The organism is Jatrophihabitans sp. GAS493, from assembly GCF_900230215.1.
GTDB lineage: Bacteria > Actinomycetota > Actinomycetes > Mycobacteriales > Jatrophihabitantaceae > MT45.
This window is the reverse complement of record NZ_LT907982.1, coordinates 134,621-148,782: the sequence shown is the minus strand read 5'-3', so window position 1 is coordinate 148,782 and position 14,162 is coordinate 134,621. Positions and strand designations below refer to the sequence as shown.

The following is a 14,162-nucleotide window of genomic DNA, read 5'->3' as shown; positions in this document are numbered from 1 at the left end:
AGCTGAGTGATGACTATCCCGGCGCACGCGCGTAGCGTCTCCAGTTCATGGCGCCCGGCAATTCGCCGCAGGATCGTGTTCTCCCGGCAACGCGCGTCCTGGCCGCGGTCATCATCCCCTTTCTGTTGCTGGCATTCCTCGTATTGGTGCCGTGGCCGTCAGACACGAAACGGCTATTCGCCTGGGCGATCAAGCCGAGTATGTCGGCCATGGTGCTCGGATCGGTGTATCTGGGGGGCGCCTACTTCTTCGTGCGGGTGCTGGGCGAGCCACGGTGGCACTGCGTGGCCGGTGGGTTCCTGCCGGTAGCCACGTTCGCCGGGTTGATGGCGATCACCACGATCCTGCACTGGTCGCGATTCATCCATGGAAATCTGGCCTTCTGGCTCTGGATCGGTCTCTACTTCACGACGCCGCTCCTGGTTCTCGCGGTGTTCCTGCGCAACCAGCGCGAGTACGGGCCCGGCGATGCCGGCGACCCGCGCCTCTCGTCACTGGCCGCAGTGATCATCGCCGCTGCGGGTGGGCTCTCGCTTCTGACCAGCGCGTTTCTCTTCCTCTTCCCCTACCGAGCGGTCAGCATCTGGCCTTGGCCGCTGACCCCGCTCACCGCTCGCATGATGGGTGCCATCTTCGCACTGGGGCTGGCCGGTCTCGGAGTCATCCACGAGCGAAGGTGGAGTTCAGCCCGTATTTTGCTGCAGGTCGCCGGATTCATGCTGTTGTTGATCCTCATCTCGGCGGCCCGGGCGCGCTCGCAGTTCGATACGTCGAAGCCGCTCACCTGGCTCTTCCTGGTCGGCTTCGTGGCCACCGTGCTGACCGGCGGCCTGCTCTATCTTCGGATGCAGCGACGGGCCCGGACGAGCGGGGAGGTCGGGTGATGACGTCGCCGGCGATCGCGGCGGTGGTGGCCCGCCTGCAGCAGCGTTTGGACGAGTTGCCGATGGATATGCAGCACCGACGCCCGTTCCTGGCCACCTATCTGCGCACCACCGAGGCGGTCGGAGTGGCGGTGGCCGAGGGCCGCTTCGAGGATCCGGACTGGGTGGAGCGCTGGGATATCGTCTTCGCCGAGCTGTATCTGACGGCTCATGATGCCTATCTCGCCGGTGATCGTGCGAACATCCCCCGCCCCTGGCGGCTGGCTTTCGACTCCGACCCGCAGCTGCCAGTGCTGCGTCATGTCCTGCTCGGCATCAATGCGCACGTCAACTACGACCTGCCGCAGGCGATGCTGGCCGTGATCGCCCCGGAGGATTTCGCCGAAACTCAACTCATCGCCAGCCGGCGCCGCGATCACGAACGGATAGATGAAGTGCTGTCGGCTAGAGTCAGGGCCGAGGACGCCGAGTTGGCCGGTTCCCGGCGCCTGATCGACCGGGCGCTGGCTCCGTTGAATCGTCTCGGCTCGAAGAGATTCCTCCGTGAAGCACGGCAGAAGGTGTGGCTCAACGTGGACTCCCTGCAGGCAGCGCGACTGCTCGATGAGGACGCCTACCGGCTGCGATTGGGCGAACTCGAAGTCCTCAGCGCCGCTCGCATCGCCGACCTGCTGGCCCCGGGGCAGGTACTGCTGCGCTTGGCGGTGAGCGGCTTCGGAGTGGTGCTGCCGCCACCGTGATCGCGCTGCCCGTGCCACCTCGGCTGATGGAGCCGACCACCGAGGTAGAGGTCTCCTTCCTGGTCGGCTCGGCGGCCGACTGCCTGCAGCGCGGTACCTCCTCGGAGTGGGTGACCGCGGCCAGTGAGGACTTCGCGGCCTATGTCGCCGCCCGGCGCGGGGTGCAGACGCGCTGGGAGGTGCCCTCCTCCATCCTCTGGTACGTCGCCGGCCCGTACTACCTCGGATCGCTCGTGATTCGGCACGAGCTGACGCCGGTGCTGGCCGAGGCCGGCGGGCATATCGGCTATCACGTGGTGTCGCCCTGGGTGCGGCAGGGCCACGCGACTCGGATGCTCGCCGCCGGGCTCGTCGAGGCGGGCCGCATCGGCCTGCAGCGGGTGCTGCTCACTTGCGGGATCGAGAATGAGGCGTCCCGGCGGGTCATCCTCGCCAATGCCGGTGTGCCCGATGGCCAGGCCCGCGGTGAGGATCGCTTCTGGATCGACCTCTGACGGCGCGCTGCTGGGTCGGAGGCCGGGGGCGCCAATGGTGAATACCCATGAATTGGCGGTTGAAGTAATCGTTAGGTAAGCTAACGATCGTGACCACGGCGACCACCACAGCGGCAGAACTCGCGGCGCTACTGCGCCCATCGATCCTGCGATTGACCCGCGTCATCCGCAATCAACGAGTCGATCTCTCGGTCACCCTGACCCAGCTCTCGGCGTTGGGGACGCTGAACACGCGTGGTCCGATGGGTGCCGGCGAGCTCGCCGGACACGAACGGGTGCAGCCACCGTCGATGACCAAGATTCTCGGGGCGTTGGAGGAGCACGGTCTCGTCTCCCGGGTGGCGAACCCGAACGACAAGCGGCAGGCCATCATCGCGATCACCGACGACGGTATCGCGCTGCTCGCCGCTGAGCGGGAGTCGAGAAACGAGTGGCTCTCCCAACGTCTGGCCGCGCTGACCCCTGAGGAGCGAGCCGCGCTGCAGGCGATCGTCCCCGTCTTCGACAAATTGGCGCAGCTGTGACGGGTTGGTTGTGACCTCTACGCTCAATTCGTCCTTATCCTCTCGCGACACCGAACCCGACCTCAGCACCCAGTACGGCGGCCCCGACGGCAATGACGGGTCAGACGCGGTTGCCTCCGGCGCCGAGAAGGACGGGATGTTCCGCAGCCTGCGGGTGCGTAACTACCGGCTGTACGCCTCCGGACAGCTCATCTCCCTCACCGGGACCTGGATGGCCCGGGTCGCTCAGGACTGGCTCGTCCTCGAGCTGACCAACTCCGGCACCGCGCTCGGTATCGTGACCGCCCTGCAGTTCGGGCCGGCACTGCTGCTCAGTCTCTGGGGTGGGGTGCTGGCCGACCGGGGTGATAAGCGCCGGCTGCTGCTGCTCACCCAGAGCCTGCTCGCGCTCACCACCATGCTTCTCGGAGTGCTTGTGCTGGCCGGGGTCATCACCTATCCGCAGGTACTCGCACTGGCGCTGGCGATGGGGATCATCGCGGCGATCGACACCCCGATCCGGCAGGCCTTCGTGGTCGAGATGGTGGGGAAGGATGATCTCACCAACGCGGTCGGGATCAACTCCACCATCTTCAACGCCGGTCGAATCCTCGGTCCGGCCATCGCCGGTGTGATGATCGCGGTCGTCGGGCTGGGCTGGGCCTTCGTGGCCAATGCCATCTCCAGCATCGCCGTCCTCGCCGGCCTCTGGATGATGCGCCCGGCGGAGCTCTACCCGTCGCCGCACCTGCTGCGGGCCAAGGGACAGCTGCGCGACGGCGTGCGGTACGTGCGTCACCGGCAGGATCTGCTGCTGACGATGCTGCTGGTCTTCATCATCGGCACCTTCGGCCTGAATTTTCAGATCACCACCGCGATTCTGGCCAAGCATGTCTTCCACAAGTCCGCCTCCGGCTACGGGCTGCTCTCCACCGCATTGGCGGTTGGTGCCTGCATCGGCGCGGTACTGGCCACCCGACGCCGTAGGCGCCCCGGGAGCCTCTTCCTGATCGGCGCCGCGCTCGCCTTCGGGTTGCTCGAGATAGCCTCTGGACTCATGCCCGGTTTCCTCAGCACCGCGCTGGTGCTGGTCCCGACGGGTCTGGCCATGCTCACCTTCACCACGGCGGCCAACGCGTCGGTGCAGCTGGGCGTGGAGCCGACGATGCGAGGCCGGGTGATGGCGCTCTACCTGATGTGCTTCATGGGCGGAACGCCGTTCGGCGCGCCGGTCGTCGGCTGGATGGCATCGGCGATCGGGCCACGCTGGGGAATCATCGGCGGCGGTCTCATCTCGGCCGGCTCCGCGGTCGTCCTCGGCTTCGCATTGATGCGCCAGCGGGAGCTGAGCCTGGGCGATGCGGTGGCGCAGCTCTGCGCTCGGATCATCCGGCGCCCGCTCGCCGAGACGCTCTGATGGAGCCGATCGCGGTCACCGACGCGGCCGATCCCCGGCTGGATGACTTCCGGGACCTCAAGAGTGTCGACGGTGATGCCGCCGCCCGTGGGGTGGTGATCGCCGAGGGCGTCAACGTCGTCGAGCGGATGCTCAATTCGCCGTACCGGGTAAAGGCGGTCTTCGGCGTCGCGGCCCGACTGGAGGCGCTCGCCCCGATTCTCGCCGAGCATGACGTCGAGGTCTACTCCGGTGACAAGTGGATGCTGTCGGATGTCGCCGGGTTCCGGGTCACGCGGGGCGTGCTGGCCTCGGCGTACCGGCACGCGGGTTGGGACGCGGCCGCGCTGCTGGCCTCGTCGCGTCGACTTGTGCTGCTGGAGGGGCTGAACGACTTCGAGAATCTGGGTGCGCTGTTCCGCAATGTCGCGGCGTTCGGCGCGGACGGGGTGCTCCTGGACGCGCAGTGCGCCGACCCCCTCTACCGGCGCAGCGTCCGGGTCTCCATGGGTCATGTGCTGCGGGTTCCCTTCGCGGTGCTCCCCACGTCGCTGCCGGATGCGCTGCCGTCGCTGCATGAGGCCGGATTCGCCACCTTCGCATTGACGCCGCGGGCCGGGGCCGCACCGCTGGCCGCGACCGCCGTACCCGCGCGGTGGGCGCTGGCCTTCGGCGCCGAGGGGCCGGGCCTCACCGAGGCCGCCCTCGCCGGCGTTCAGGAGCTGGTGCGCATTCCCATGGCCACCGGGGTGGATTCGCTCAACGTCGCCACCGCGGTCGCCGTCGCGCTGGCCCACTTCACCGCCTGACCGGACCCGCCTGACCAGACCCGCCTGATCGGCCGCTGCGACGGAGGCTAGACCAGAGAGTCCCGCCAGGAGGAGTGCAGCGAGGCGAACTGGCCACCGGAGTGCGCGATCAGTTCGGCCGGGGTGCCGTCCTCGATCACCCGCCCGCCGCTGAGCACGACCACGCGGTCGGCGATCTCCACCGTCGAGAGGCGGTGGGCGATGATCAGCGCGGTCCGCGAGCGCAGCACCGTGCGCAGCGCCCGCTGAACGGCACGCTCGGTTGGGACATCCAGCGACGAGGTGGCCTCATCGAGGATCAGCACGGCCGGATCGGCCAGGAACGCCCTGGAGAAGGCGATGAGCTGCCGCTGCCCGGCCGACAGCCGGCCGCCACGCTTGCGGACGTCGGTGTCATACCCCTCCGGCAACCGGCTGATGAACTCATGCGCCCCAACCGCCTCGGCCGCCCGGACCACTTCGGCACGAGTCGCACCGGGTGAACCGAAGGCGATGTTGTCGCCCACCGAGCCCGAGAAGAGGAAGCCGTCCTGGGTGATCATGACGACGGCGCTACGAAACTGATGCTCGGCGATGTCGCGCAGGTCGGTGCCGTCCAGCCGGACGCTGCCCGAACTCGGATCGTAGAAGCGCGAGATCAGCTTGGCGATCGTCGACTTTCCGGCTCCGGTGGCCCCGACGAGGGCAAGTGTTTCGCCGGCGCGGATGTGCAGATCCAGCGCGGGCAGCACCGCAGTGGCGTCGACGTAGCCGAACTGGACATCGTTCAGCTCGACCTCGCCGCGCACCGGTTCGGCCAGCGTGACGGGAGCGCCCGGGGGTGCCACCGACGGCTCCTCGGCCAGTACCTGAGCGATCTTCTCCAGGGCGGCCGACGCTGATTGCAGCGAGTTGTAGAAGACGGCCACATCGTCCATCGGGTCGTAGAACTGCCGCAAATATAAGATGAACGAGGTCAGCACCCCGAGCTCCAGGCCGCCGGTGGCGACCCGATGCGCCCCCACCACGAGCACCAGGACGGTCGCGACGTTGCCGATCATCGACGTCCCCGGAATCAGCAGGGCCTGAAGCCGAAATGCGGTGGCGTTGGCCGCCCGGTAGTCGGTGTTCAGCTTGTCGAAGGTGGCCTCGTTACGGCGCTGGGCTCGAAATGCCTGAACCGCCCGGATGCCGTTGAAGGTCTCGACGAAGTTGACGATGACCAGCGAGACGGTGTCGCGCGTCTTGGCGAATGCCGGCGTAGCCCGGCGGGCGAACCAGCGGAAGAGCAGCATCAGTGGCAGCAGCGCGGCCACCGCCAACAGCGCCATCGGCACATCCAGGACGAGCATCACGATCGTGATGATCACCATGTTCATCAAGGCGGTGATGAGCCCGTCCAGGCCGGCATCGAGGAGATCGTTGAGGGTGTCGACATCGGAAGTGAGCCGGGAGATGACCCGCCCGGAGGTGAAGCGCTCGTGGAAGGAGACCGACAGCGACTGCACGTGGACGAAGATTCGGCGGCGCAGTTCGAAGAGAATCGCCTGCCCGACCACGCCGGCCCGTTTCACGAAGACGAAGCGCAGCCAGCCGGCCAGCAACGCGCTGACGACCAGCCCCAGCGTCACCAGGGCCAGCGGGCGGTAGTCGCCGGTGCGGGCCGACGGCAGTGCGGTGTCGATCGCGACGCCGATGAGTAGCGGGGCGGTCATTGCCGAGATCACCTGCACCAGGCCGGCCAGCATGACGATCCCGATGCCACGGTGATGAGGACGCACGAGGTCTCGCAGCAGCACTCGTGACAGGCGCGGGGGTGGCTTGGACGGGCTGCCCGGTGCCGCCGCTACCATCGTCGGATCAGGGGTCGGATCAGACATCGGAGCCCACCTCGGCCGCTTCCTGTGCGAGCAGGTTGCGGTAGGCCGGGTTCTCGGCCAGCAGCTGCGAATGGGTGCCGACGGCTGCGACCCGGCCGTCGACCAGCAGCGCCACCCGATCGGCCAGCAGCACCGTCGAAGGGCGGTGCGCGACGATGATCGCGGTCGACGCGTGCAGCACCCGGCGCAGCGCCTGCTCGACCAGGCCCTCGGTGTGGATGTCGAGCGCGGATAGCGGATCGTCGAGCACCATGATCCGTGGCTGCCCGAGCACGGCCCGAGCCAGTGCCAGGCGCTGCCGCTGACCGCCGGAGAGGGAGAGGCCCTGCTCACCGATCCGGGTCTGCAGCCCGTCCGGAAGGTCGTAGGCGAACTGGGCCTGGGCGATCTCGATGGCCTCGGCGACGTCGGCTTCACTGGCCTCCGGCCGGCCGAGTAGCAGGTTCTCGGCGACGGTGGCCGAGAAGAGCGTCGCGTCCTCGAAAGCCATGCTGATGCAGGAGCGCAGCTCGTCCAAGGCGACGCTGCGGACATCCTCGCCGCAGACGCTGACCTGGCCGCCGGTCACGTCGTAGAGACGGGTGACCAGTGACGTCAGGGTCGTCTTGCCCGACCCCGTACCACCGACGATTGCCAGGGTCTCGCCGTCGCGCACCTCGAGGTTCACCCCGCGCAGCACCTCGTGGTCGGTGTCGGGGTAGTGGAAGTGCACGTCGTCGAAGCTGATGGTCGCCGGGCCGGTCAGCCGGCGCGGCTGTGGCGGGTCGACGATCGTCGGCTCGGTGTCGAGCACCTCGAAGATGCGCTGGGTCGCGGTGATGGCCTCCTCGGTGACCGCGACGTTCCAGCCCAGGAAGATGAGCGGCCAGATGAGCCGCAGGCAGAGCGTCAGGAAGGCGACCAGCTGCCCGGAGCTCATCGACCCGTGCGCCACCGCCAGCACGCCGAGGCAGGTGACGGCCGCGACGACGAGTTGGGGTTGCCCCTCCAGCACCGACCAGAACCGGGCCTGGGTGCTGATCTTGGTGATCTCGGCCCGGCGCAGCACCTCGGCGTCGCGCATGAACGAGGTGATCATCTCCGGGCCCCGTCCGTAGGACTTGATGACCCGAATGCCCAACGCCGACTCTTCGACCGACGTTGCCAGATCGCCGGTAAGATCCTGGGCCCGGCGGGCGTCCCGTCCGTAGTGCTTCTCGAAGCTGCGGGTCGCGTAGACCACCGGCAGGATGGCCAGCGTGACCAGCAGCCCGAGCCAGACCTGCAGATGGATGAGCAGGATCAGCACGACCGAGATCGTCACCACGTTGGCGAAGAGGAAGACGAAGCCGTAGCCGACGAAGCGCTGGATCGTGCTGAGATCGGTGCTGATCCGCGACAGCAGCTGCCCGGACGACCAGCCGTCGTGGAAGGCGACCGGAAGTCGCTGCAGCTGGGCGAAGAGGTCGCGGCGGACCTCGGTCTCGATGCCGAGACTGGCCCGGGTCATCGCGAAGCGGCGCACCCCGAAGAGAATCGCCTCGGCCACCCCGAAGAGGAGAGCCAGGGCGGCCAGCGGCCAGATTGCGTTGGGGTCATGATCGGCGATCGGTCCGTCCACCATCCGGCCGATGATGAGCGGGATCATCGTCTGGGCCGACATGGCGAGGGTGGCGGCCAGAATCATGGTCAGGATCGACCAGCGGAAGTGGATGCCCCACCGCCGCAGCCGCCAGAGCGTGGCGATGGCTCCCGGCCGGATCGCGTTCTCGTCGGCTGATCCGGGTCGCGTCAGGTTAGGCGGAAGCGGCTCGTTCTGGGCCGATTCTGCTTCAACACTCACGTCGATCCACGCTACTTCCAGGGACCGACAAAGCGCGACTCAATTCTCTGCCCGCTGATCGGGACCGGCGGGACTAGTCGCGCTTGCGGCGGACCCCGAGCAGGATGTCGTCCCAGGAGGGGATCCGGGCCCGGGCCGCCTTCTGCTCCTCGGACTCGTCGATGGCGATGACCGCATCGTCCCGGTCACCGACCGACGCCGGCTCCGCGGACCGCGGCAGGGGCTCGGCCAGCCGGAGGGGTTCGGCGAAGAGTTCGGTCTGCTGCTCGTGGATGGCGACTGCGTCGCGGGCGGTGGCCGCCTCGCGATTCGCCACCGCCGACTCTCGATTGGGCACAGCCCGGCCATTGGGCACGGCCTCGCGCGAGGGAGCAGCCTCGCGCGAAGCCGTGGGTTCACGAACCGCGACGGAGTTCATCGCCAGCTTCGGGGCCCCGTTGGTCTGACGGGCCGCCGAGCGGGACTGGGTGCGGTGTTCGAAGGACTTGGGTGACGAGCTGCGCGCCGGCTTTCCACCGGTCACCGCGGTCGGCACGCCGCCGTTGCGGGGCGGCGTCGCCCGGGTCTGCGCCTCGTCGGCGATGGAGCGCTCGACCGCGTCCTGGTCATAGACCTCGTCGCGGGGGGCCGGCGGCTGATCGAGGAGGCTGTCGTCCATCGGTATCGGCCCGGTGTCACCGTCGGCCGTCGGCAGGTCGGGGACGGCGCGCACAACGGGACGGATGGGGCGATCTGAGAGCAGGTCGGCCGCCGTCTCATCCAGCGGAGTCACCGTACGTCCGGCCAGGGTGAAGGCCCACTGCGCCGAGCGGTCGGAGTCACCGCCGCGCCAGGTGGCGGTGACCAGCCACTGCCCGTCCTCGCGGCGGTGGGAGTCCCAGCCGACGCTCAGCGGGTCGAGGCCATGCGCGGCGAAGCGCTCGTCGACCGACTCGCCGAAGACCACCAGCTGTCCGTCCGGGGTGGAGCGGCGGGCGCGGGCCCGGCGAGCCTCGTCGGTTACCCGCGAACGCTCCGCGATCACCGGGCGAGCGAAGAGCAGGACGCGGGCCACATCGATGCCGGCCTCCTCCGCTATCGCGTTGGGGTCCTCACCGGCGCGCACGCGAACCTGGATCTCGCGGGGGCTGACCCCGTCGCTGTCTGAGGTCGCGTTCGGTCTGAGCGGCGCAGGCTTGATCGCCTCGCGCAGAGTGTCATCCACCAGCAGGCTGAACTGGTCCAACCCATCGGTCGACTCCACACGCACGTGGTCGCTGTCGTCACCCGGTCCGACAAACCGCAACTCATGCATTCCAGCACCATACGAGCAGATCAAGGTAGCGCGTGGTATCCACGCCGATGCGGAAGTGATGGGTTAGAGATGCTCGACCACGTAGTCGACGCAGCTGATGAGCGCGCTGACGTCGTCGGGGTCGACGGCCGGATAGACGCCGATGCGAAGCTGGTTGCGTCCGAGCCCCCGGTAGGGCTCGGTGTCGACGATTCCGTTGGCCCGAAGCACCGTATTCACCGCGGTGGCCTCCACCCCGTCGAGGTCGATCGTCGCCACCACCGGGCTGCGCAGGTCGGGGTCCTTGACGAACGGTGCGGCATAACTGGACGCCTCGGCCCAGCGGTAGAGACGTCCGGAGGAGTCGGCGGCGCGGGCGGCGGCCGCCGACAGCCCGCCCAGGCCGAGCAGCCAGTCGAGCTGGTGGCGCAGCAGCAGCAGGGTGGCCAGGGCCGGGGTGTTGTAGGTCTGATCCTTGCGGCTGTTGTCGACGGCGATCTGCAGGTCCAGCGACGGTGGCACCCAGCGGTCGGAGCGGGCGATCTCATCGACGCGGGCCAGCGCGGCGGGGGAGAAGGCCGCCAGCCAGAGGCCGCCGTCGGAGGCGAAGGACTTCTGCGGGGCGAAGTAGTAGACGTCGGTCTGGCTGATGTCGACCTCCATCCCGCCCGCCGCCGAGGTGGCATCGATGAGCATCAGCCCGTCGCTGCCGGCCACCCGCTGGACCGGCAGTGCGACGCCGGTGGAGGTCTCGTTCTGCGGCCAGGCGTAGCTGTCTACGCCCGCCTCGAGCTGGGGTTCGGCCGCGGTGCCGGGGTCGGCATTGATCACCGTCGGGGTACCGAGAAACGGCGCGTCGGCACTGATCGCGGCGAACTTCTTGGAGAACTCGCCGCAGACGACGTGCTGGGAACGCTCGGCGATGATGCCGAAGGCCAGCGCGTCCCAGAATGCGGTGGAGCCGCCATTGCCGAGGACGATCTCATACCCCTCGGGCAGGCCGAGGAGTTCGCCGAGCCCCCGCTTGACGTCGGCGACCAGCGACTTCACCGGGGCCTGGCGGTGGCTCGTTCCCATGACCGCGGCGCCGGCGCCGGCCAGCTCGGCCAGCGCCGCCGCCGGAATCTTCGATGGTCCGGAGCCGAACCGGCCGTCGACCGGTCTCAGCGAGTCAGGGATCTGCAGTGCGCTCACCGCACCATGATCCCATCCCGGCGCACGTGGTTAAACGGTGGCGATGTCCGTCCAGCCCTCGACCTCGGACGGCTTACGCGGCGCCGGGCCGATGTAGCGGGCCGACGGGCGAACCAGACGTCCGGTGCGCTTCTGCTCCAGGATGTGGGCCGACCAGCCGGCGGTGCGGGCACAGGTGAACATGGCCGGCATCATGTGCGGCGGGACCTCGGCGAAGTCGAGGATGACGGCGGCCCAGAACTCGACGTTCGTCTCGATGGCCCGGTCTGGACGGCGCTCCTTGAGCTCAGCCAGTGCGGCCTGCTCCAGGGCGACGGCGGCGTCGTAGCGTGGCGCGTTGAGCTCCTTACAGGTGCGCCGCAGCACCCGAGCGCGCGGGTCCTCGGCCCGGTAGACGCGGTGTCCGAAGCCCATCAGCCGGTCGTGACGGTCCAGGATGTCGATGACGACCTTGCGGGCATCGCCCTTCTCCTCAACCTCCTTGACCATCGGCAGGACACGGGCCGGTGCGCCGCCGTGCAGCGGGCCGCTCATCGCGCCGACCGCTCCGGAGATGGCGGCCGCCACGTCGGCGCCGGTGGAGGCGATGACGCGGGCGGTGAATGTGGAGGCGTTCATGCCGTGCTCGGCGGCGGAGACGAAGTAGGCGTCAACCGCCTTTACGTGGGCCGGGTCGGGCTCGCCGCGCCAGCGCGTCATGAACCGCTCGACGATGGTGCGCGACTTGTCGATGCGTGACTGTGGCACGGCCGGGGCGCTGATGCCGCGGGCCGACTGGGCCATGTAGCTCAGTGCCATGATCGAGGCTCGGGCGGCCTGCTCGCGGGCCTCTTCGTCGGTGATGTCCAGCAGCGGGCGGTAGCCCCAGATCGGCGAGAGCATGGCCAGGGCAGCCTGCACGTCGACGCGGACGTCGCCGGTGTGAACCGGGATCGGGAAGGGCTCGGCCGGCGGGAGGCCGGGCCCGAACTTGCCGTCCACCAGGAGGGCCCAGACGTTTCCGAAGGTGACCGAACCGACGAGATCCTCGATGTCGACGCCGCGGTAGCGCAGCGCGCCTCCGTCGCGGTCCGGCTCGGCAATCTCGGTCTCGAAGGCAATGACGCCCTCGAGACCCGGGCTGTAATCGCTACTCATCGACTCTGTCTCCGATCGGGAAAGGTGCCGTCTATTGCGGGTGGGTTACACCCGCGCTTCTGCCCATTGTGCCCACAGTGCGATTTCGAGTTGCAGCGAGGTGGAAAGATTGGTGCAGTGACTGATCCAGCTGGCATGCGCCGGGCGTATATCCGGGGCGAGCTCAGCGAATCGGCGGTGAGCGCCGACTGGCTCTCGCAGTTCCGGGTGTGGTTCGACGCCGCCGTCGCCGATGATGCGGTGAGTGAGCCCAACGCGATGCAGCTGGCCACCGTCGACCGGGCCGGACACCCCTCCGTGCGGACCGTTCTACTCAAGGGTTTCGACAATTCCGGGCTGGTCTTCTACAGCAACCACGACTCGGCCAAGGGCCTGGATCTGGAGGCCGCGCCGTATGCCGCCGTCGTCTTCGCCTGGTTACCGCAGGAGCGGCAGGTCCGCTTCAGCGGCCCGGTGACACTGGTCAGCCGGGAGGAGACCGCGACCTACTTCGCGTCCCGTCCACGCGGCTCGCAGCTCGGTGCCTGGGCCTCCCCGCAGTCCTCGGTGGTCTCCTCCCGGTTGGAGCTGGAGGAGGCGGTGCAGGTGGTGCGGGCCCGCTTCGGCGATGACGATCCGGTGCCGCCACCGCCGAACTGGGGCGGGTATCGGATCGCGCCCGAAGCGGTCGAATTCTGGCAGGGACGGGCCGACCGGCTGCACGATCGGATTCGCTACCGCCGGAATGCCTCGGGTTGGGTCATCGAACGGCTGGCCCCGTGAGCTACTCCGCTTCAAGCCTCAAGGCGCGCTTTCTGCACCACGCCGTCGATACCCGACCACTGAAGAACGTCTATTACAAGCGACTGCTGGTCGGACAGGGCACCGCCTTCATCGGTTCGATGCTCACCCAGGTCGCGGTCCCGGTGCAGGTCTACTCGATCTCGAAGTCGTCGTTGATGGTCGGCATGGTCGGCCTCGTCGGGCTACTGCCGATCGTCTTCTTCGGTCTCTACGGAGGGGCCATCGCCGACTCGATGGATCGGGCCAAGCTGTACCTCTGGTCCTCGATCGGCACCTGGCTGGTGACCATCCTGCTTCTGCTGCAGACTCTGGCTAATCTCCGTAGCGTTCCGGTGATTCTGGTGCTGGTCGCGGTGCAGTCAGGCGTCTTCGCGATCGCGTCATCGGCCCGTGGGGCGATCATTCCGCGAATCGTCGAGCCGGAGCTGGTGCCAGCGGCTAACACTCTTAACTTCACCGTCGGCAACTTCGGGATGGTGGCCGGGCCGCTCATCGCCGGGCTCCTGGTCTCGCTCAACCACGGCTTCGAGTACGCCTACGGTATCGACGCGCTCCTCTTCCTGGCCGCGCTCTACTCGGCGCTGCGGCTACCGTCGTTGCCGCCGGACGGGCAGGCCCAGAAGGCCGGACTCCGCTCGGTCATCGACGGCCTGCGCTTCATCGGCTCGAACCCGGTGCTGGTGATGTCCTTCGGCGTCGACATCGTGGCGATGGTGCTGGCCATGCCGCGCTCCCTGTACCCGGAGGTGGCGGCGGAGCGCTTCGGTGGTTCGGTCGGCCCGCTCTATGCGGCCATCGCCATCGGGGCGGTGGTCGCCGGACTCTCCAGCGGGTGGATCGGGCGGGTACGGCGACAGGGTCGCGCCCTCACCTTCGCCATCGTGGCCTGGGGTGCGGCCGTCGCGCTCTCCGGGTTGGCTCACCAACTCTGGCTGGTCGTCATTCTGCTGGCCGTGGCCGGCGCGGCCGACCTGGTGAGTGCGGTTTACCGGCAGACGATCCTGCAGACCTATGCCCCGGACGAGATGCGTGGACGCATGCAGGGCGTCTTCATCGCGGTGGTGGCCGGCGGGCCGCGCCTAGGTGACCTGCGCGCCGGGGCCACCGCATCCTTCACCTCGGCCACCTTCTCCTGGGTGGCCGGCGGAATCGCCTGCATCGTGGTGGTGCTCATCGCCGGGGTGATGGTGCGGCCGTTCTGGAACTACCGCACCGATGCCGTCGAGGCGGGCCGCGACGAAGAGGTCGTAGGCGTTTCGACCTGACGG

At 68.4% G+C, this 14,162-nt stretch carries 13 protein-coding genes; 8 read left to right on the top strand and 5 right to left on the bottom strand.

Features of this window, described 5'->3' with window-relative positions; translation table 11 throughout:
* Positions 1–47 precede the first annotated feature (47 nt).
* From CPH63_RS00640 to CPH63_RS00615, 6 genes are all read left to right on the top strand, one after another.
* The gene (locus CPH63_RS00640) at positions 48–884 is read left to right on the top strand and encodes a hypothetical protein (RefSeq protein ID WP_096301112.1); all 837 of its coding nucleotides are present in this window, start codon (positions 48–50) and stop codon (positions 882–884) included.
* Entirely contained in the window at positions 884–1,624 is a 741-nt protein-coding gene (locus CPH63_RS00635) for a DUF5995 family protein (protein WP_096301111.1), read from the top strand. The genes CPH63_RS00640 and CPH63_RS00635 overlap by 1 nt, the downstream gene beginning before the upstream one ends.
* Positions 1,621–2,118: a GNAT family N-acetyltransferase gene (locus CPH63_RS00630; RefSeq protein WP_096301110.1), complete on the top strand. Its 498-nt coding sequence runs from the start codon at positions 1,621–1,623 to the stop codon at positions 2,116–2,118. Before CPH63_RS00635 ends, CPH63_RS00630 begins: the two co-directional genes overlap by 4 nt.
* A gap of 89 nt (positions 2,119–2,207) precedes the next feature.
* Positions 2,208–2,642 carry a MarR family winged helix-turn-helix transcriptional regulator gene (locus tag CPH63_RS00625; protein ID WP_096301109.1) on the top strand — a complete coding sequence of 145 codons (435 nt, stop codon included), beginning with the start codon at positions 2,208–2,210 and terminating at the stop codon, positions 2,640–2,642.
* A 10-nt stretch (positions 2,643–2,652) separates the two neighbouring features.
* Complete coding sequence (locus CPH63_RS00620) at positions 2,653–4,038, top strand: MFS transporter (protein WP_197704509.1); 1,386 nt, start codon at positions 2,653–2,655, stop codon at positions 4,036–4,038.
* On the top strand, positions 4,038–4,826 hold the full coding sequence (locus CPH63_RS00615) for an RNA methyltransferase (protein WP_096301108.1): 789 nt from the start codon (positions 4,038–4,040) through the stop codon (positions 4,824–4,826). Before CPH63_RS00620 ends, CPH63_RS00615 begins: the two co-directional genes overlap by 1 nt.
* 47 nt (positions 4,827–4,873) lie before the next feature.
* Here the strand turns inward: CPH63_RS00615 and CPH63_RS00610 are convergent, their stop codons facing one another.
* From CPH63_RS00610 to CPH63_RS00590, 5 genes are all read right to left on the bottom strand, one after another.
* Positions 4,874–6,685, bottom strand: a complete 1,812-nt coding sequence (locus tag CPH63_RS00610) for an ABC transporter ATP-binding protein (RefSeq protein ID WP_096301107.1) — start codon at positions 6,683–6,685, stop codon at positions 4,874–4,876.
* Positions 6,678–8,459, bottom strand: coding sequence for an ABC transporter ATP-binding protein (locus CPH63_RS00605; RefSeq protein WP_371365068.1), 1,782 nt, complete (start codon positions 8,457–8,459; stop codon positions 6,678–6,680). The genes CPH63_RS00610 and CPH63_RS00605 overlap by 8 nt, the downstream gene beginning before the upstream one ends.
* Before the next feature lie 121 nt (positions 8,460–8,580).
* Complete coding sequence (gene sepH, locus CPH63_RS00600) at positions 8,581–9,801, bottom strand: septation protein SepH (protein WP_096301106.1); 1,221 nt, start codon at positions 9,799–9,801, stop codon at positions 8,581–8,583.
* Positions 9,802–9,864: 63 nt separating this feature from the next.
* A complete protein-coding gene (gene serC, locus CPH63_RS00595; RefSeq protein WP_096301105.1) occupies positions 9,865–10,974 on the bottom strand; it encodes a phosphoserine transaminase in 1,110 nt (369 codons plus the stop codon).
* Between the two features lie 30 nt (positions 10,975–11,004).
* Positions 11,005–12,111, bottom strand: a complete 1,107-nt coding sequence (locus CPH63_RS00590; RefSeq protein WP_096301104.1) for a citrate synthase 2 — start codon at positions 12,109–12,111, stop codon at positions 11,005–11,007.
* Positions 12,112–12,228: 117 nt separating this feature from the next.
* Between CPH63_RS00590 and pdxH the strand changes: the two genes are divergently transcribed.
* A complete protein-coding gene (gene pdxH / locus CPH63_RS00585) occupies positions 12,229–12,873 on the top strand; it encodes a pyridoxamine 5'-phosphate oxidase (RefSeq protein WP_172892128.1) in 645 nt (214 codons plus the stop codon).
* Positions 12,870–14,159: an MFS transporter gene (locus CPH63_RS00580; RefSeq protein ID WP_206745624.1), complete on the top strand. Its 1,290-nt coding sequence runs from the start codon at positions 12,870–12,872 to the stop codon at positions 14,157–14,159. Before pdxH ends, CPH63_RS00580 begins: the two co-directional genes overlap by 4 nt.
* The last annotated feature ends 3 nt before the right edge of the window (positions 14,160–14,162 follow it).

Excerpts from the sequence above, each read along its gene's own strand:
- CPH63_RS00640 (WP_096301112.1), top strand. The coding sequence starts at position 48 with ATGGCGCCCGGCAATTCGCCGCAGGATCGTGTTCTCCCGGCAACGCGC.
- CPH63_RS00635 (WP_096301111.1), top strand. The coding sequence starts at position 884 with ATGACGTCGCCGGCGATCGCGGCGGTGGTGGCCCGCCTGCAGCAGCGT.
- CPH63_RS00615 (WP_096301108.1), top strand. The coding sequence starts at position 4,038 with ATGGAGCCGATCGCGGTCACCGACGCGGCCGATCCCCGGCTGGATGAC.
- CPH63_RS00610 (WP_096301107.1), bottom strand. The coding sequence starts at position 6,685 with ATGTCTGATCCGACCCCTGATCCGACGATGGTAGCGGCGGCACCGGGC.
- sepH (WP_096301106.1), bottom strand. The coding sequence starts at position 9,801 with ATGCATGAGTTGCGGTTTGTCGGACCGGGTGACGACAGCGACCACGTG.
- CPH63_RS00590 (WP_096301104.1), bottom strand. The coding sequence starts at position 12,111 with ATGAGTAGCGATTACAGCCCGGGTCTCGAGGGCGTCATTGCCTTCGAG.